The organism is uncultured Campylobacter sp., from assembly GCF_937996225.1.
GTDB lineage: Bacteria > Campylobacterota > Campylobacteria > Campylobacterales > Campylobacteraceae > Campylobacter_B.
In genome coordinates this window covers 16,742-33,519 of sequence record NZ_CALKTC010000067.1, presented here as the reverse complement: position 1 = coordinate 33,519, position 16,778 = coordinate 16,742, and the positions used below count along the sequence as shown (strand labels likewise).

Sequence of the window (16,778 nt, the reverse complement as noted above, 5' to 3'; positions counted from 1 at the left end):
TCGGCCTTACGTTTTTGCTCGGCTTCGTACTGGCGCAAAACATCGGGAGTCGCAGCTTTAGCAAAGCCTTTGCCGATTAGGAAGTTGTTGCCGTAGCCGTCCTTGACCTCCTTTACCTCGCCCGCCTTTCCGAGCCCCTTAACGTCTTTTATTAGTAATACTTTCATCCATTATCCTTTTAAATTTAGCTTTAAATTTATAAAATTTTATAAGCGGCGCGGGCGGATCTGAAATTTAGTGAAATTTCATGAAACCTGCCCGCAGCCGCTCGCTACTTTCTCGATAAATTTTAAAATTTCATCCGCGCTTACGCTCTGCCGCTTTAGGCCTGCGCGGGTGATAAACTCGACGCCTCCCTCAGCTAGGGCTTTTCCCACGAGCACTGCATACGGAAAGCCCATTAGCTCGAAGTCGTTCATCTTTACGCCGAAGCGCTCCGCGCGATCGTCGAGCAGTACGCGAACGCCCAGTGCGCGGCACTGCTCGTACAGTTTCTCGGCAAATTCTACCGCAGCTACGTATTTGTGGTTTGAGATGATGATCTCAAGCTCGAAAGGCGCCAGCTCGCGCGGCCACACGCAGCCTCGCTCATCGTGGCTGCTTTCGATCGCCACGGCGATAAGGCGGCTTGCGCCGATGCCGTAGCAGCCCATGAAAAACGCACGAGCCTTGCCGTTTGCGTCCAAAAATCGCGCCCCCATCGGCTCTGAATAGCGCGTGCCGAGCTGAAAGATATGGCCTACTTCGATGCCTTTTGTGATGCCAAGCTCGCCGCCGCAGCACGGACACGCGTCGCCTGCGCCCACGGCGGCGAGATCTGCAAAGCGCGATTCGTTAAAATTTATCACGCTAGTGCCCACGTAGTGGTAATCGGGCTCGTTTGCGCCCGCGATCATCTCGCGCGCTCCTTTTAGCTCGGCGTCGATGTAAAATTTCGCCCCCTCGCCGAGCCCGAAAGGTCCGCAAAAGCCCGCCGTAAAGCCCGCTTGCGCGATCTCCTCTTCGCTAGCATCGACTAGCTCCAGCGCGCCGCAGGCGTTTTGCGCCTTGGTCTCTTGCAGCTCGTCGCAGCCGCGGATAAAAAACGCTACGATCTCGCTGCGATCCTCGTATAGCGCTTTTTTGATCACCGCTTTGATGGTGTAGAATTTATCCACTTTGAAAAAATCCGCCACCGCGTCGATCGTTTTCATCGCGGGGGTTTTAAATTTCATCATACCGTCGGTCTCGGGCGCGGCGGCGTTCGTGGTTTTGGGCGCACGGCGCGCAGCCTCGATATTTGCGGCATACTCGCAGCGCTTGCACACGACGATATCGTCCTCGCCGTTATCCGCTAGCACCATAAACTCCTTACTGCCGCTGCCGCCGATCGCGCCGCTGTCCGCATCGACCGCGCGAAAATTTAACCCAAGTCGCGTAAAAATCCGCGAGTACGCCTGCCTCATCACCTCAAACTCGCGCTTCATATCCGCAGCGTCTGCGTGGAAGCTATAAGCGTCCTTCATCGTAAACTCGCGTCCGCGCAGAAGCCCGAAGCGAGGGCGTGCCTCGTCGCGGAATTTCGTATTGATCTGATAGATATTTAGCGGCAGCTGCTTGTAGCTCGTGATCTTATCCGCTACCATCAAAACCGCCGCCTCCTCGTTGGTTGGGCTTAGCACGAAGTCGTTATCCTTGCGATCTTTGAAGCGCAGCAGCTCCTTGCCGTATTTGGCGTAGCGACCGCTTTTTTTCCACGCATCCGCAGACGTCACGACGCTAAAAGAGACCTCCTGCGCGCCCGCGGCATCCATCTCCTGCCTGATGACGGCGCAGATCCGCTCCAGCACTATCCTTCCTAGCGGCAAAAAATTATAAAGCCCGCTGCCCAGCTGCTCGATAAATCCCGCGCGGATCAAAAGCGCGTGGCTAGGTAGTACCGCGTCTCTAGGGGCCTCTTTGAGGCTCGGAGCGAAAAGCTTGCTAAATTTCATTCTGTTTGTCCTTTTTCTCGTTTTCTTGATTTAAAAATTTTTCGTAGTTTTCTTGCAGTTCAAAAATTTCGACCAGCGCGTTTACTGTGCCGTCAGCATCGTCCGCTTCGCCGAGGTTTTTCAAATTTACCGTCGGAGCGTGCAGAAACGCTTTAAAAACCTGATGGATCAGTTTGCGCGCCTCCTCTGCATCGCTGTGCTTTAGATAGCCCTTTTTAAGCGCTTTGGCTAGCTCCAGCTCGGCTACTTGCTTCGCGCTTTGGCGCAAGGCCTTGATGATCGGCGTGGATGCCGCCGCCTTGAGCCATTTGAAAAATTCATTCGTGCATTTTGCCACGATCGAGTAAGCGATCTGCGCCTGCTCCTCGCGAAGTAGCAAATTTTTCTTTACGATCTCCTCAAGATCATCGACGCTGTAAACTTCAATATCCTCACTCTGACTAAGCTCCACGTCGCGCGGCACGGCTATATCGAAAAAATATCGCTTAAAGCTTTTGGGTTCTAACAAGCTATCGGTAATGATCGGCTCTTGCGAACCCGTAGCGCTGAAAAATAGGCTATTTACGTTTAGATATTTTTTGAGATTATCAAGGCTATCGATTTTAATACGGGATTGTACCTGCGCGGAGGAATTTGCGCAGGCGGTGGAATTTTTATCGTCCTTGGGATTTTCGCCTGCTATGCGAGATTCATTGCTGTCTGTAAAAGTCTCTTTATTAAAATTTACGCCGTCTTTGGAATTTTGTTTTTGCGCGGGATTTTCGCCTGCGAAATTCGCGACATTTTTGGAATTCAAGTCGTCTGAATTCTTGCCTGTGCCGGGATTTTCATCCGCGCAATCTTTCGCATCCAAGGAATTCTCGCCAAGTAGCGAGGCGGCTAGCCTCTGCGCGCCGGCTAAATTTCGATTTAAAATCGTAACGTTCGCGCCGTTTGCGAGCAGGTGTTTGCACGCTAGCTCGCTCATCTCTCCCGCGCCCACTACCACGGCGTCCGCGCCCTGCAAGGAGCCCAGCCTGTCTTTTGCCATCGCTACGGCGACGCTTGAGACCGAGATCGGATTTTTTGAAATTTCGGTTTGGTTGCGGATGCGCGCCGCGCACTTTAGCGCTTCATCTATCGCTCTTGCGATCTGCGCGCCGGCGCGAGCGTTTTGCATCGCGAATTTATAGGCGTCTTTGAGCTGGCCTACGATCTGCGTTTCGCCCACTACGAGGCTATCAAGAGAGGCTGCGACGGCGAAAAGGTGGTGTATCGCGCCGTAATCTTCGTAAATATCGGCACGCTCGGCTAGCTCGTCGTAGCTCACGCCGCTAATGCGCGAAAGCGCCAAAAGCACGAACTTTTGCGCTTCGCTAAAGTCGCTTACGACGGTAAAAATTTCTACGCGGTTGCAGGTGCTTAGCACCAAACACTCCTCTATTGCGGAGTTTGAAGCCAAAAGGCGTAAAATTTCTTTCTTGCGCACGTCGTTTGAAAACGAAAGTTTCTCACGAACCGTGATATCCGTGTTTTTGTGGGTGAAGCTCACGCTCATATACGCCATCAAAACTCCCTATCTATCATATCTCGCACGATTTGCTCCAGCTTGTCGTTTTTAAATTCCGCCACGGCTTCGAGCGCCTTTTGCCCGTAGGCACGAGCTTCGTTTATACAGCGCTCGATAATGCCATGCTCGCTAAGCTTCGCTTTGATCCATGAAATTTCGCTCTCGCGCAACTGCTTTTTAAAAAACGATTTTAGCTTTTGCCGCTGCGCATTATCTAAATTTTCGTATAAATAGATGTAGGGCAGGGTGGTTTTGCCCTCCGCAAAATCGCTCAGGCTCGGCTTACCGAGCGCTTCTGAGCTTTGCGTGACGTCTAAAATATCGTCGATGATCTGAAAGGCAAGCCCAAGGTTTTTGCCGTATTCGCCGAATTTTGCGCTTGCGCTTGAAATTTTATCGCGATCTTTCGCGGCATTTGGAATTTCGCCACCGTTTTTTGCGCCGCTCATATCTGAAATTTCGCCGCGATTTTCCGCGCCGCCGAATTTCAAAAACGCCCCGCAGCGCGCGACTTCCTCTATGAGAGCGGAGGTTTTTAGATAGATCATATGCAGATATTTGCTCGCATCGTCGTTGAAATCGTTGCTTAAGCTCACGTCCATCAGCTCGCCCACGGCAAGCTTCGTGACGGCGCCCGAAAGCGCGGCGGCGATGCGGCTTTCAAATTTAGAAAGCTCGAAGTATGCCTTGGAATAGAGTATGTCGCCCAGCATCACGGCGTTTTTGGAGCCGTAGGTGGCGTTTATCGAGGGCTTGCCGCGGCGCACCGAGCTTTCGTCGATGACGTCGTCGTGCAGCAGGCTTGCGGCTTGAATGAGCTCGATGATCGCGCACAGACGCAGCGATTTTTTATCTTTTTGCGCTATGTTTAGTAGCAGCTTGGAGCGCAGTTTTTTGCCGGGGCTTAGCCTATCAAACATCTCGCTAGCGGGCTCATATCCGCAGTCTGCGATGAAGCTTTTCATAATTAAATCGATTTGATCTTGCATTATTCGTTGTTGCTTAGGATATTTCCGCTCATCTGCAAAAATTTGTCGTTTAGCTCGTCTTGTAGATTCTGCTGCGCGATGAAGCTTTCGATCTCGCGCTCGCTAATGCCGTGCGCTTCGCAGAGCCGCTCACAGGCGATTAGGCGGATTAGAGCTTCTTCGATTTCGTTTTGCACCAAAGTAGGGCTTGCAGCGGATAAAATTTCAAAAAATTTCTCTCTTGGGCTACCTTCAAAAATATCCATTTACCTTCCTTAAAATTTCGCGATTATAGCAAATGTAAAATTTAATTTAGGTTAGGGCGCGGCAAACTATCGGGGGCTTTTAAACATGAGTAATTGCGCAGATTTTGCGCTTGCGTGTGATAAATTTTAAGCTTAAGCGCGGGATTTTGGGCTTTGAATCTATAAATTTTAAAATTTTACTTGTTTGCGAGATAGGCAGAGCGAGTGGAATTTAAAAATTTAATCTTGGTAGCGTGGCGGATTAAACGCGAAGCTTTGCAGATAGGCGGAATTTTAAATTTACAGATAAGCGGCTTGATTTTGCGGAAATTTTAAAATTCTTTGGTGCGAGTGAAATTTCAGGTTTCGCTTGAGCGGATAGAATTCCGCTTTGTTTAAGCGGTAAAATTCTTGAATTTCGCACAGGATTGAAATTTCATGTACACAGTAGAATGCTAAAATCGCGTTTAGCATTAAATTTTAAGTCTGGTTTTCGAGGCAAATTTTAAATTAAGCCGCGAGAGGGTGTCTTTAAATTTTAAAATTTCGCCACCTTTTATAGATAAAATTTCATTTTTCGCGCAGATAAAATCGCGCACCACAAGAGCTACTTTTAAAATTTCAAATTTACTCTCGTAAATGAAATTCCTATTTTTGTGCTAGCGGAATTTTTCGCGCAAGAATTATTTTTAAATTTTAATTTCGCTTACGTTGCGCGCGAGGATGAAATTTGCTCCGTTTTAAGAGCCTAAGCGTGATTTTACCCTGCTACAATACTACTTTTAATTAGCTATGCCTCAAAAGCCAGGCTACTTTAAATTCCGCCGATGATTTCGCGCGCTTGCGTGATGCTTAGGGCATTGCGACTTAGTTCGCTAGGCTCGCCAAACCCCCAGCATACCTGCAAATACTCAAGTTTTGCGCCTCTTAGATCTGCCAAGTTTGCCTGAAAATATCGCGCTGCTGCAGCTTGTGCGCTTTCCGTCGCTTCTGCTTTTGCGGAAATTTTGGCACCTTTAAAACTTAGCGTTGCCGCCCCGTCAGCATCTGTGTCGTTAGGGCGGAATTTTTCATCTGCGTTAAGATTTTTGCCGCAAGAGCTTAAGCTTCCGCTGCTAGCGCTGAAATTCTTTCTACTAGTGTCACGGCTGGCATTTAAGCTCTCGCCGTCATTGCTGCCTTGAAATTCTAAATTTTGTAAAAATTCTGCGCCACGGATCGCGGCTAACTCATCCTTTTTGCTATCGCCTAAAAAAATCGCGTTTTTGTGCGGCGAGCATGCAATTACGTGTAGCAGCATCGCAGGGTTGGGTTTTGATGGCATCTGCTCGTTCGCGCCTACGACCAGATCAAATAGCCTGCGCACCCCTGTCTTTTCTAAGATCGCGCTTAGGGTATAGGAAGGCGCATTAGAAGCGACTGCGAGAAAAAATCCTGCTTTTTTGCACGAGTGCAAAAGATCTTCGATACCTTCGTAAAGCACGGCGAAATCGCGGTAATTGCTTACGAATTCCTTCTCGAAAAACGCAAGCTCCTCGGCGCTTGCTTCGGTTTTGCCGTAAAATTCCAAAAAGGCGTTTTTGCTTGGATCGTTGATGGTGCGGACGATGAAATTCTTTTGTAGCGGCGCTAGTCCGTAGAGCTCGCGGCGAGTGTTATTGACGCTGATTTCGATCGCGCGCGAAGAATCAAGCAGCGTGCCATCCATATCAAAAATCACGGTTTTCATCTAATAATCCTTTAAAAAATCGATTTTGTGCTTGTCTTTTTTGTAACTCTTATTATTTTTGAGCTTTTGCAGAGCGTTTGCTTCATGCTGTAGCGCTGATCTAAACGCAGCATCGCTGGTCTGTCCTGCCTCGCTAGCATCAAGGACGTTTTTAGCAAAGCTCTCAAGCGCCTTGGTGTATGGGCTATCGAGATTCGTAGCGGCCGCTTTAGATAAAATTTCATAGTTTTTAGCTATTCGCTTCGCAAAAAGCTCTGCGTCGAAATCCTCGCGCTTTAGCAGCGCTACGGCGGATTTTACGAAGCGTTCTAGTGCGCGGATATATTTAACGCGCTCATCTTTTTCTTTGATTTGCATGATCTTTCCTTAATTAAAGCGCGCATTATAGCAAAATTCGAAATTTTGGCAAAATTACGCATATTGTAAAACTATATTTTAATAATATTTTTTCTATAAATCCCGTATTATAGGCATTTTAAAATCATATAAAAATACTTGACTTTATTTTAAAATTTCGCTATTATTCGCCAAATTTTTTACAAAGGACAAAAATGCAAAAAGAAACCCTCGCAACTCATTTTGGTTACGACTCCGTCGCCGGCTATGGCACGATGGCAGTTCCCATTTATCAAAGCACCGCGTTTAACTTCGGTTCTAGCAAAAAGGCCGCTGATCGCTTCGCGCTGCGTGATCTAGGACCGATTTATGGGCGTTTGACAAATCCTACTACTGATGTTTTTGAGGCGCGACTTGCGGCGCTGGAAAACGGCAAAGCTGCAATCGCGGTCTCTAGTGGGCAGGCGGCGATATTTTTTGCGGTGGCAAATTTAGCCGCAGCGGGCGAAAATATCATCATCGCCGAGAAAATTTACGGTGGCGCGACCACGCTTTTGGCGCACACGATCAAGCGTTTCGGCATCGAGGCTAGAATTTTTGACTCCGAAACTGCGGATAATTTGGAAGGTTTAATCGATGATAAGACTAGAGCGATCTTTTTCGAGACGCTTTCAAATCCTCAAATTTCAGTTGCAAATACCGCTAAAATCGCTACAATCGCAAATAAGCACGGCGTAGTAACGATTGCGGATAACACGATCCCAAGCCCTGCGCTTTACAATCCGCTTGATGACGGCGCCGATGTTGTAATCCACAGCGCTAGCAAATATATAAGTGGACAGGGGCTTAGTATCGCTGGTGCAATCGTTTCGGGCAAAGGATTAAATTCCAAACTCAAAGGCAATCCGCGTTACGCACATTTCAACGAACCTGATGAGAGCTACCACGGCTTAGTTTATGCAGATTTAGTAGATAATTTCGACATTTATACGCTTAGGATTCGCTTGTCCCTGCTTCGCGATATTGGTGCGACGCTATCGCCGTTTAACGCGTTTCAGCTCATCCAGGGGCTTGAAACACTGCCGCTTCGCATGCAAAAACACTCGCAAAACGCGCTAAAGATAGCAGAATTTTTGCAAAATCATCCGAAGGTAAAGCAGGTCAATTATCCGGGGCTTGCAAGCTCGCCGTTTAATGCCGCAATCAAAGCTAAATTTAAAAACGGCTATGCAAGCAGTCTGATGAGCTTCATCGTAGATAGCGAAGAAACAGCGCTAAAGGCGGTTAGTCAGGTTAAAATTTTCTCAGTCGTAGCAAATATCGGCGATACGAAGTCGATCATCACTCATCCTGCGAGCACGACGCATTCGCAGCTAAACGAGGAGCAGCTAAACCGCGCTGGCGTGCCTGCGAGCTTAATCCGCCTAAGCGTGGGTATAGAGGACGCGAACGATTTGATTTCCGATCTTAGTGAGGCACTGAAATAATGGCACTTTTAAGCACAAAGGGCGTTTATGGGCTGGCTGCGATTTTGCAGATCGCCAAAGCTAGCGAAGTAGCGCCGATAAGTATAAAAGAGATAGCCGAGCGTACGGGAGTTTCTAAGAATTATTTGGAGCAAATTCTAAATACCCTTAGAAACGAGAAACTAGTGTGTAGCATCAAAGGTAAAAACGGCGGTTATCACCTAGCCAGAGATGCTAGTGAGATAACTTTTGGTGAAATTTTTACCGCTCTTGAGAAGGATCTGCGGATGACTAGCATTCAGATGAGTGATCCCGGACTGCGGGCGTTTTTTGAGAAATTCGACGTTAAGCTGGCAGAGATATTTAACGAGCCTCTAAGCAGCTACGAGGAGATGATGGCGCGAAGCGTCCAGTATTTAAATTTCAGCATTTAAAGGAAAAATATGAAAATAGCAAACGATGTTACGGAGCTCATCGGCAATACTCCGTTAGTTAGAATCAATACGTTTGGCAAAAATGCCCTCATCCTAGCCAAGGCGGAATTTTTAAACCCAAGCCACTCTGTCAAAGATCGCATCGCGTGGCAGATCGTAAAAGACGCGCTAAGCTCGGGCAAAATCGATAAAAATAGCGTTTTGATAGAGCCTACCAGCGGAAACACGGGCGTGGGGCTTGCGATGATCGCGGCGAAGCTCGGTATGAAGCTCATCCTAACGATGCCAAGCTCGATGAGTATCGAGCGCCAAAAGCTCATAGCCGCATTCGGCGCTAAAATCGAGCTGACCGATCCGAAATTCGGAATGAAAGGCGCGGTAGATAGGGCAAATGAGCTGGCTGCGAGCACTCCAAATAGCTTCATCCCGAGCCAGTTTGATAACCCGAGCAATCCAAAGGCGCATTTTCAAAGCACTGGACCTGAAATTTGGGAGCAAAGCGGCGGTAAGGTAGATATTTTAGTCGCGGGATTTGGCACCGGTGGCACGCTCAGCGGCACGGCGAAATTTTTAAAATCTAAAAATCCAAACCTCAAAGCCTACGGCGTGGAGCCTGCTAGCTCGCCGCTTCTTACGTGCGGTAGTGCAGGCGGCCACAAGATACAGGGGATCGGCGCAAATTTTATCCCAGCTAATCTCGACAGAAGCGTCATCGACGGCTTTTTGAGCGTTGAGAACGACGATGCATTCGCCGCGGCCAGACAGCTGGCGCAAAAAGAGGGCCTGCTCGTGGGCATTTCAAGCGGTGCGAACGTTTACGCAGCCGCGCAGATCGCCGCCAAGCCCGAAAACAAGGGCAAAGTGATCGTTACGATCCTCTGCGATACCGGCGAGAGGTATCTTTCTACCGAGCTTTTTAAATAGACAGCAGTTTTGCACCAGTGCGGCGTTAGCGCGGTAATTTTACGCATTTTACGCTGGCGTACAGCTTCGCGAGATTAAATTTTACGCAGGCGCCGAAATTGGCACGACGAGTTTTGCGCGCCCGCGCGGGTTATTGCGACGATTGCGCGACGTTACGTAGGCGCGAGAATTAATACGATAGTTTCTCTGCGCGGGCGGGGCGATATTCGCGATGGTTGCGCGATGATTTTATGGGAGCGAAACGATTTTTTAGCTTTGCTATTTTGCGTTTATTGATTTGCTAATTTAGCGGCTCATCGCCCGCCGCGAGATAAAATTTAGTCCCAAAATAGGGCTAAATTTTAAAATTTCATATTACGCAATCTTACGCGCCGAGCTGATTTCGGGCGCGCTATGTATGACGGCGCGACCGCGCAACGCAGGGCATAAATTTAAAACTGCTAAGGCCGCTAAATCTGCGCGATTCGTACGCCGCAAAATTTTATATCGCCAGCCCGCGCACGCGGCATAAAATTTTAAAATCCTATTCTGAAATTTTTAAGCTCGCTCGTGCGGCTAAAATTCCCAATTCGCGCCGTGTATAAATTTCAAACTCCGCTGTAAATAAAATTTCAAAATTCCGCCCTTTAAATTTAGCCGAATTTTAAAATTTAATCATAAAAACGCTATCATCGGGGCAAAATTTTTAAGGTTGCAAAATGAGTTTGAGCTTGGAATTTCGCCCCAAAAGCCTTGATCAAATCGTGGGACAGGGCAAGATCGTGGCGGTTTTTAAAAAATTTGTCGCCGCAGGCAGCATCCCGCACAGTATATTTTTCGGCGCCGCAGGCAGCGGCAAAACGACGATGGCGCGCGTGATCGCAAGCGAGCTGAACTACGATTTTTACGAGCTTGACGCCACGAGCCTGAAGGTCGAGGATATCCGCAAAATTCTATCCTCGCACGCCGGCTCGCTCATCAAGCCGCTCATTTTCATCGACGAGATCCACCGCCTCAGCAAGACGCAGCAGGAGGTGCTACTAATCCCGATGGAAAACTACGCCGCGATCATCATCGGCGCGACGACGGAAAATCCGCAGTTCGTGCTAAGCAGCGGCATCCGCTCGCGCTCGATGATCTTTGAGTTCGAACCGCTTAGCTATGAGGATTTGGAGGCGCTTTTGGCGCGGGTACAGGGCGAGATCGGCTTTGAGATGGACGAGGAGGCGCGAAAATACTTGCTAAACTCCAGTAGCGGCGATGCAAGGAGTATGTTAAATTTGCTGGAATTTGCGCTTTTGGCAGACAGCGCCATTACGCTGGATACGCTTCGCACGCTGCGTGCAAATGCCGTGGCTGCGGGTGTTAGCAGCGACGACGTGCATTATGAGCTCGCAAGCGCGATGATAAAAAGCCTGCGCGGAAGCGACGCCGACGCCGCGCTGTATTATGTCGCGAGGCTGATAGATGCGGGCGAGAGCGCGGATTTTATCGCGCGCAGGATGGTGATCCTAGCTAGCGAGGATATCGGCAACGCCAATCCAAACGCCCTAAATATCGCCGCTAGCACGCTAACTGCCGTCAGCAAAATCGGCTATCCCGAGGCTCGCATCATCTTGGGGCAATGCGCGATCTATCTGGCGCACAGCCCCAAATCAAACGCCGCGTATTTGGGCATCAATGCCGCTTTGAAGTTCGTCCGCTCCGCTGCGCCGCTGCCTACGCCGCGCTATCTCATCAACTCCGATAAGCAGATCGCAGACTACAAATACCCGCACGACTTCGGCGGCTGGGTCGAGCAGGCCTATATGAGCGAGGCGGCGAAATTTTACGAAAGTAAGGGGATCGGCTTTGAAAAGACGCTGGATGAGTGGCTGGCGCGATTGCGCAAAGAAAAGATCGATATTAAGGAATGAGAATGAACTTCAGCAGCGTCCTAAAGCTAATGAAGCAGCGCTACGGCGCGGATGGCGAGTATCTGTGGGATGAATATCCGAATTTTGCGGTTTTTCGTCACACAGGAGGGCAGCGCAAGTGGTTTGCGCTTCTGATGCGCGGGCTTGCAAACGAAAAGCTCGGTCGCGCACTTCCTGGCTCAAGCGACGTGATAAATTTAAAAGTTTCGCCCGATTTGGCGGCAATTTTGCGCGATGGAAAAGGGATTTTTGCCGCCTATCATATGAATAAAAAGCACTGGATCAGCGTCTGCCTTGATGCGGTGTCGCGCGAGCAGATTGAGGATCTAATCGAGCATAGCAGGGAGCTTACGAGGTAGAATTTGCGCCTGAGCTCGGTTTAAAACTACGTGCGGTAGAGGCTAAATTTGAACCGAGAGGGCAAATTTTAGCGGCTTGCGGGGTTTAAATTTTAAAAATATTCGCAAGGAGCGTGGATGAATGAGCAAAATTTGAAGTATATCGCAAATTTAAAAGCGCAGGACGTGCCGTGGAGCAGGCTCACGACCGCTTACGGCAGGGCGAGCGAATTCCCCGAAATTTTTAAAAAACTCGCGCTGGTAATCGAGGCATGTGATGCGGCGCGCGGTTCGGGCGGCGAGCAAAATTTAAAAAGCAAGTCCAGAGCAGGGCAAAATTTAAAAAGTGGGTCCGGTTGCGGGCAAAATTCTACGGATGCGGCAAGATGCGGCGCAGCGCAAAATTCCGTAAATTTAGCGCAAACGAGCGAGTCCAAATTTCAAAAGGCGGATAACGAGGCTGCGAAATTTAAAGCGGGCGGAGAGACGGAGCTTAAAACAGACGCGGCGAAGTGCGGCAAGGCGGAATTTAAGAGTGCGGATAGCGCGGCGATAAAATTTAAAGCGAGCCAGGCTAGTAAATTTAAAACGAGCGCGGCGGATAAGAGCTCGGATGCGAGCGAGTGGGAGAAATTTGATAGCAAAGCCCTCCAGGACGCGCTTAGTAAGATTTTTAACGAGATAGAGCATCAAAGCACGCTTTGGCACGCAACCCCTTTTGCGCTGCTGTTCTTAGCGCGCTTCTTTATGCAGGCGCGCGCCGTGGCGGGCAAAAACGCGAATAAAAATAATCAAAACGCTGCGGCAGATAAAAAGCAAAACGATGCGGTGAGTAGAAACAGCGAAAACGAAAACGGCGAAAACGAAGCGGTAGGCTTTATCGCGGCTCGGCTCGGCGGATTTTTTGCGTTTATGATTGAGATTTGCGATGATGCCGATAAGATTTCGCACGTAGCGCCGCTGGCGAACTTTTCGGATATGCTTGCGGAAAAATATCTGTGGCCGCAGAGCGATGAGAATGACGAGGAGCGCTGGGAGGAGCATTTTTACGACGATGAGCTATTTTACAGCCTCTATTTTTATTCGCGGGCGGTTTTGGACGCGACTGGAGTGGACTTTGCGCAGTTCAAGTCTGGGCCGGGCTGGCGTTTTTAGGCGCATCGCTTGAGCGCTATGTTTAGGCCTCTTTCGCCGCCATGTTTAAATTTATCGCGGCGCGCTTTGGCGACACTTTGTTTAAATTTAGACTTCAAAATTTTAAAATTTCGCCCAAAAGTCGCGGCAGACGGAATTCGCAGACCGTCTGTTTAAATTTAAAATTCGCGCGATTTTTTTTGATCGGCGGTATGGTTAAGGCGCGGGTAACGCTTTTAAATTTAGATCGCCGCGAAGCTTCAAAATCGCTTGCGGCGCGGCTTTTTATGTGGTTTTAAAAAGATACCAATTCGGCGCAATTTTTTCTATCATTATAAACTCGCTAGGACTCATTTGCGGCAGGTCTGCTTCATCTTGCACTCGCAAAAAGCCCACGGAGTTATCGGTGATCCCACCGATGAGCAGCATAAATCTTTTGCCCTCCGTCTCGGCGTGAGAGAGATGCAGGCTTTTGATCTCCGCCTTTGCGCGCTCGGACTCGCCGCCGGCGTAAAGCTCGTAAATTTTTTCAAATGCCGCTAAGTTTTGTTTTCCAAACTCCATAAGCTCTTTATCGGGCGCTAAGATTAGCTTTAAATTATGATATCTGCATCGGTTCTTTGCTCAAATTCGCGTTTTTGCGCCTCGCTAAATTTTTCATATTCGCTTACGATAGCCTCAATAATGGCGGTTTGCGCTAAAACTCGCACGGCGTAGATTCCGTCCTCCTTAGTATAGACATAAAGGTCGAAGTGCTTCTCTTTAGAGCCCAAAAATACGTGAAAAATTTCGCTAAATTCGTCGCTGCGTCCAAGCGGAGCGACCGTGATTTCGCTATAGTTATTCGCCGCGTAGAATTTGCGCTTCAAATAGCTTTTCATCTCGCCTTTGAAATAAAGATTTTTATCGAAGTTTGCGTCGCTAAATAGCGAGCGGACGAGCTCTTCATTAGAGCTCGCGTTTAGGTTTAACGCGCAGCTTGCACAAAGTATGAGCGAGGCAAAAATTTTTGGAAATCCCGCTGTTTTAAAAAATCTGAATAAGCTCAAAATTTAACCTTTGGAAATTTTATAAATTTAAAAAGTCCATAAATTCTAGAAATTTCAAAATTTTGCAAATTTTAAAACTACGTAAATTTCGCCTTTTATAGGCTCGCCATCGCTTCGGCGCGCGCGAGGAGCTGCTTTGCGCCTTTTTCTATAAAAGCGCGCGCAAGCTCCGCACCTACGCTTTGGTATTGCGATTTTTGCGCGATGATGCTTTGGCGGATGCTCTCGCTGCCGTCGGGTAGGCCCACTATCGCGCTGATATAGATATTTTCGCCCTCAAGGCGCGCGTTGATGCCGATCGGCACCTGGCAGCCGCCCTCTAAAACCCTGACAAAATCCCGTTCCACGGTCGTTTCGATGATCGCGCGTTCATCTTTTAAAAATTCTATCGCGCGTAGAATTTGCGGCTCGTCCACCGCCTCGATGCCGAGCGCTCCTTGCCCCATCGCAGGGATCATCTGCGAGACCTCAAAGGGCGCTACGTGCTTTACCTCGGCGCGCAAATTTAATCGGTTGATGCCCGCCATCGCCAAGATAATCGCATCGAATTCCCCGTCTTTGAGCTTTCGCAAGCGGGTTTGGATATTACCGCGCAAGGAGATTATCTCTAAATCAGGCCGCATGCTAAGCAGCTGCATCTTGCGGCGAAGGCTCGTAGTGCCGACTTTTGCGCCGTGTGGTAGTTCGTTAAATTTAGCGTATTTTTCGCTGATCATCGCATCGCGCACATCCTCGCGCGCGCAGATCGCCGCTAGCACGAGCCCCTGCGGAAACTCCACGGGCACATCCTTTAGGCTATGCACGGCGATATGTGCTTCGTCGCGAAGCATACTCTCCTCAAGCTCCTTCGTAAAAAGCCCCTTGCCGCCGATCTTTGCAAGCGGCGTGTCTAAAATTTTATCGCCTTTGGTTTTCATACTTTTTAGCTGCGCTTGGATGCCATGTGCTTCAAGCAGCGATGCGATATGCTCGCTCTGCCACAGCGCAAGGACGCTGCCGCGCGTAGCGATGATCAAATTTTTCATTTTTCCTCTCCTATGCTTTTTCGAATCTCGATTTCGTTCTCTTCGATCACCTCTACGTCGATGACGTCGTCATTTGCGCGGTGGCGTCGCCAGAATTTTCGTTCGCTTTTTTCGGAATTTTCTCTGCTCGTGTTAAATTTAGGCACGTCGCTGGTGACGCAGTAAAACGACGCAGTGATTACGCAAACGCCCAAAATATCGCCGAAAATGCCAGGCGCAATGAGAAAGACGCCGCCTACGACGAAGCCCACGCCGCTTAAAATTTCTTTCGGCGAGATTTTCATTAGATTAAAAAAGCCCATCCACGAGCGGTTTGCTACGACGTATCCGCCTAAAATCGCGCTTATGACGATCTCTACCGCATACGCCGCGAAGCCGTTTGCGCTTACGAAATAATAGGTCGTAAATGCCTCAATTATCAGATATGGAACGATCAAAAGCCTAAACATATTTTTCCTTGAATCATCACTTTAAGCCGCGCCTTTTTAAAGACGCTAAAATTTAATCGCGGATTTTAGCAAATTCCGTCTGAATTTTTAATGTATCGCAAGAGTCCCTCGCAGCCGCGTTTGATATCTGCGTAGCAGCGCTCAAAATCGCGCGTGTAGTAGGGATCGGCGATTTGTAGGCGTTCGGAGTCGGTTAAATTTAAACCGGCGTCTTTTAAATTTAAGTCGGTTTGTTTTAGCGCGCCTTTAAAATTTAGCGCATCGCAGTCTGTAAAATTTTCCCCTGCAAATTCCAAAAGAAATTTTACCTTAGCCATATCCTTGCCGCGAAAAATTCGCCCCAGCGAGCGCATATTTTCATCATCCATGCAAAGGATTAGATCGTAGCGCTCGTAGTCCGCGGGCGTGACCTGCACGGCGCGATGCGCTACGAGCGGTACCTTTTGCTCTTTTAGCACGCGCTGCGTCTCATAGTAAGGCGGCGAGCCGATCTCGTCGGTGTGCGTCGCCGCAGAATCCACACTCACGCGCGCACTTAGGCCGCTTTGATTAATAAAATTTTGCATCACGGATTGCGCCATCGGCGAGCGGCAGATATTGCCGTGACAGACGAAAAGTAGCCTCACGCGCGCCTACTGCGTGATAATGTCGTAGTTTTTTGGGATTGCGGGCTTGAAGATCGCCTCGTTTACCGGCGCATTTTTGCGGACGTTGCTTAGATTTATGACGACCTTATTGTCCATTTTATCGGTGTAGCTGATCTTACTCGGCAGATCATCCTTTAGCTCGATGAGATATTTCACGTCGTCGAAACTCGCCTCATAAACGCCGTTTTTATTGGGTTTTGCGTTCGCTAGGATTGCGGTTAAATTCGGCGTTTCTTTGATATTCGTGACGATAGCTTGCTCAAGTTCGGGCTCGATTACGACGACCTTTGTGAAGCTAAAAAATATATTTTTTATCGTAGGGGTCTTATAATGCCACACGGCGTGCTCTTTCGTGGCGCTAAAATCGCCGCCGTAGCTGATTTTCGCATCGTCGCTCTGCACGGTTTGCGAAAAATTTGCGCTCAGAGTGTTGAATTCTATCCCGCTTGCGAATGCAAAAATGCAGCTTGCCGCTAAAGAAATAAGAGTTTTTTTCATAAATTTTGCCTTTATTTTTGAAAATTTGCGCGTATTATAGCCGTTTTTCTAGGATTTAATTAAATAGAAACTAAAAATATGTTAATATGCGCGGTTAAAATTTTAAAACTAAGGTTTGA

Annotated in this window: 20 protein-coding genes; 7 read left to right on the top strand and 13 right to left on the bottom strand. The window is 48.6% G+C overall.

From position 1 onward, the window contains the following. The 7 genes from rplI to Q0174_RS07820 all read right to left on the bottom strand — a co-directional run. The coding region (rplI, locus tag Q0174_RS07850; RefSeq protein WP_298043105.1) for a 50S ribosomal protein L9 at positions 1–167 on the bottom strand (167 nt) is incomplete at its 3' end. A 78-nt stretch (positions 168–245) separates the two neighbouring features. Then, positions 246–1,973: a proline--tRNA ligase gene (locus Q0174_RS07845; protein WP_298043102.1), complete on the bottom strand. Its 1,728-nt coding sequence runs from the start codon at positions 1,971–1,973 to the stop codon at positions 246–248. Continuing rightward, entirely contained in the window at positions 1,963–3,519 is a 1,557-nt protein-coding gene (gene hemA / locus Q0174_RS07840) for a glutamyl-tRNA reductase (protein ID WP_298043101.1), read from the bottom strand. The genes Q0174_RS07845 and hemA overlap by 11 nt, the downstream gene beginning before the upstream one ends. Further along, a complete protein-coding gene (locus tag Q0174_RS07835) occupies positions 3,519–4,511 on the bottom strand; it encodes a polyprenyl synthetase family protein (protein ID WP_298043099.1) in 993 nt (330 codons plus the stop codon). The genes hemA and Q0174_RS07835 overlap by 1 nt, the downstream gene beginning before the upstream one ends. Next, complete coding sequence (locus Q0174_RS07830; RefSeq protein WP_298043097.1) at positions 4,511–4,756, bottom strand: DUF2018 family protein; 246 nt, start codon at positions 4,754–4,756, stop codon at positions 4,511–4,513. The genes Q0174_RS07835 and Q0174_RS07830 overlap by 1 nt, the downstream gene beginning before the upstream one ends. 793 nt (positions 4,757–5,549) lie before the next feature. Further along, positions 5,550–6,464, bottom strand: coding sequence for an HAD family hydrolase (locus Q0174_RS07825; RefSeq protein WP_298043094.1), 915 nt, complete (start codon positions 6,462–6,464; stop codon positions 5,550–5,552). Then, entirely contained in the window at positions 6,465–6,824 is a 360-nt protein-coding gene (locus tag Q0174_RS07820) for a hypothetical protein (RefSeq protein WP_298043104.1), read from the bottom strand. It abuts the gene before it with no gap. Positions 6,825–7,015: 191 nt separating this feature from the next. Between Q0174_RS07820 and Q0174_RS07815 the strand changes: the two genes are divergently transcribed. From Q0174_RS07815 to Q0174_RS07785, 7 genes are all read left to right on the top strand, one after another. Next, positions 7,016–8,287 carry an aminotransferase class I/II-fold pyridoxal phosphate-dependent enzyme gene (locus Q0174_RS07815; RefSeq protein WP_298043092.1) on the top strand — a complete coding sequence of 424 codons (1,272 nt, stop codon included), beginning with the start codon at positions 7,016–7,018 and terminating at the stop codon, positions 8,285–8,287. Further along, complete coding sequence (locus Q0174_RS07810) at positions 8,287–8,700, top strand: Rrf2 family transcriptional regulator (protein WP_177387438.1); 414 nt, start codon at positions 8,287–8,289, stop codon at positions 8,698–8,700. Before Q0174_RS07815 ends, Q0174_RS07810 begins: the two co-directional genes overlap by 1 nt. A gap of 9 nt (positions 8,701–8,709) precedes the next feature. Further along, positions 8,710–9,624, top strand: coding sequence for a cysteine synthase A (gene cysK, locus Q0174_RS07805; RefSeq protein WP_298043090.1), 915 nt, complete (start codon positions 8,710–8,712; stop codon positions 9,622–9,624). Between the two features lie 698 nt (positions 9,625–10,322). Beyond that, positions 10,323–11,519: a replication-associated recombination protein A gene (locus Q0174_RS07800; protein ID WP_298043088.1), complete on the top strand. Its 1,197-nt coding sequence runs from the start codon at positions 10,323–10,325 to the stop codon at positions 11,517–11,519. Between the two features lie 2 nt (positions 11,520–11,521). Continuing rightward, entirely contained in the window at positions 11,522–11,878 is a 357-nt protein-coding gene (locus Q0174_RS07795) for an MmcQ/YjbR family DNA-binding protein (protein WP_298043087.1), read from the top strand. A gap of 117 nt (positions 11,879–11,995) precedes the next feature. Continuing rightward, a complete protein-coding gene (locus Q0174_RS07790) occupies positions 11,996–13,012 on the top strand; it encodes a hypothetical protein (protein ID WP_298043085.1) in 1,017 nt (338 codons plus the stop codon). 41 nt (positions 13,013–13,053) lie between these two features. Continuing rightward, positions 13,054–13,290, top strand: coding sequence for a hypothetical protein (locus Q0174_RS07785; RefSeq protein ID WP_298043083.1), 237 nt, complete (start codon positions 13,054–13,056; stop codon positions 13,288–13,290). Here the strand turns inward: Q0174_RS07785 and Q0174_RS07780 are convergent. The 6 genes from Q0174_RS07780 to lolA form a co-directional block, all read right to left on the bottom strand. Then, positions 13,277–13,555 (bottom strand): hypothetical protein, encoded by a 279-nt coding sequence (locus Q0174_RS07780; RefSeq protein ID WP_298043081.1) that lies wholly within the window; start codon positions 13,553–13,555, stop codon positions 13,277–13,279. The genes Q0174_RS07785 and Q0174_RS07780 overlap by 14 nt on opposite strands. A gap of 29 nt (positions 13,556–13,584) precedes the next feature. Continuing rightward, complete coding sequence (locus Q0174_RS07775; RefSeq protein WP_298043079.1) at positions 13,585–14,040, bottom strand: hypothetical protein; 456 nt, start codon at positions 14,038–14,040, stop codon at positions 13,585–13,587. A gap of 95 nt (positions 14,041–14,135) precedes the next feature. Beyond that, entirely contained in the window at positions 14,136–15,065 is a 930-nt protein-coding gene (hemC, locus tag Q0174_RS07770) for a hydroxymethylbilane synthase (RefSeq protein WP_298043077.1), read from the bottom strand. Continuing rightward, the gene (locus Q0174_RS07765) at positions 15,062–15,514 is read right to left on the bottom strand and encodes an FxsA family protein (RefSeq protein ID WP_297988983.1); all 453 of its coding nucleotides are present in this window, start codon (positions 15,512–15,514) and stop codon (positions 15,062–15,064) included. The genes hemC and Q0174_RS07765 overlap by 4 nt, the downstream gene beginning before the upstream one ends. A gap of 65 nt (positions 15,515–15,579) precedes the next feature. Then, the gene (locus Q0174_RS07760; RefSeq protein ID WP_298043075.1) at positions 15,580–16,140 is read right to left on the bottom strand and encodes a low molecular weight protein-tyrosine-phosphatase; all 561 of its coding nucleotides are present in this window, start codon (positions 16,138–16,140) and stop codon (positions 15,580–15,582) included. A gap of 6 nt (positions 16,141–16,146) precedes the next feature. After that, on the bottom strand, positions 16,147–16,659 hold the full coding sequence (gene lolA, locus Q0174_RS07755) for a LolA-like outer membrane lipoprotein chaperone (protein WP_298043072.1): 513 nt from the start codon (positions 16,657–16,659) through the stop codon (positions 16,147–16,149). Positions 16,660–16,778 lie beyond the last annotated feature (119 nt).

Coding starts and splice junctions, on each gene's coding strand:
- Q0174_RS07845 (WP_298043102.1), bottom strand. CDS start 1,973: ATGAAATTTAGCAAGCTTTTCGCTCCGAGCCTCAAAGAGGCCCCTAGA.
- hemA (WP_298043101.1), bottom strand. CDS start 3,519: ATGGCGTATATGAGCGTGAGCTTCACCCACAAAAACACGGATATCACG.
- Q0174_RS07835 (WP_298043099.1), bottom strand. CDS start 4,511: ATGCAAGATCAAATCGATTTAATTATGAAAAGCTTCATCGCAGACTGC.
- Q0174_RS07830 (WP_298043097.1), bottom strand. CDS start 4,756: ATGGATATTTTTGAAGGTAGCCCAAGAGAGAAATTTTTTGAAATTTTA.
- Q0174_RS07825 (WP_298043094.1), bottom strand. CDS start 6,464: ATGAAAACCGTGATTTTTGATATGGATGGCACGCTGCTTGATTCTTCG.
- Q0174_RS07815 (WP_298043092.1), top strand. CDS start 7,016: ATGCAAAAAGAAACCCTCGCAACTCATTTTGGTTACGACTCCGTCGCC.
- Q0174_RS07810 (WP_177387438.1), top strand. CDS start 8,287: ATGGCACTTTTAAGCACAAAGGGCGTTTATGGGCTGGCTGCGATTTTG.
- cysK (WP_298043090.1), top strand. CDS start 8,710: ATGAAAATAGCAAACGATGTTACGGAGCTCATCGGCAATACTCCGTTA.
- Q0174_RS07800 (WP_298043088.1), top strand. CDS start 10,323: ATGAGTTTGAGCTTGGAATTTCGCCCCAAAAGCCTTGATCAAATCGTG.
- Q0174_RS07795 (WP_298043087.1), top strand. CDS start 11,522: ATGAACTTCAGCAGCGTCCTAAAGCTAATGAAGCAGCGCTACGGCGCG.
- Q0174_RS07790 (WP_298043085.1), top strand. CDS start 11,996: ATGAATGAGCAAAATTTGAAGTATATCGCAAATTTAAAAGCGCAGGAC.
- Q0174_RS07785 (WP_298043083.1), top strand. CDS start 13,054: ATGTTTAAATTTATCGCGGCGCGCTTTGGCGACACTTTGTTTAAATTT.
- Q0174_RS07780 (WP_298043081.1), bottom strand. CDS start 13,555: ATGGAGTTTGGAAAACAAAACTTAGCGGCATTTGAAAAAATTTACGAG.
- hemC (WP_298043077.1), bottom strand. CDS start 15,065: ATGAAAAATTTGATCATCGCTACGCGCGGCAGCGTCCTTGCGCTGTGG.
- Q0174_RS07765 (WP_297988983.1), bottom strand. CDS start 15,514: ATGTTTAGGCTTTTGATCGTTCCATATCTGATAATTGAGGCATTTACG.
- lolA (WP_298043072.1), bottom strand. CDS start 16,659: ATGAAAAAAACTCTTATTTCTTTAGCGGCAAGCTGCATTTTTGCATTC.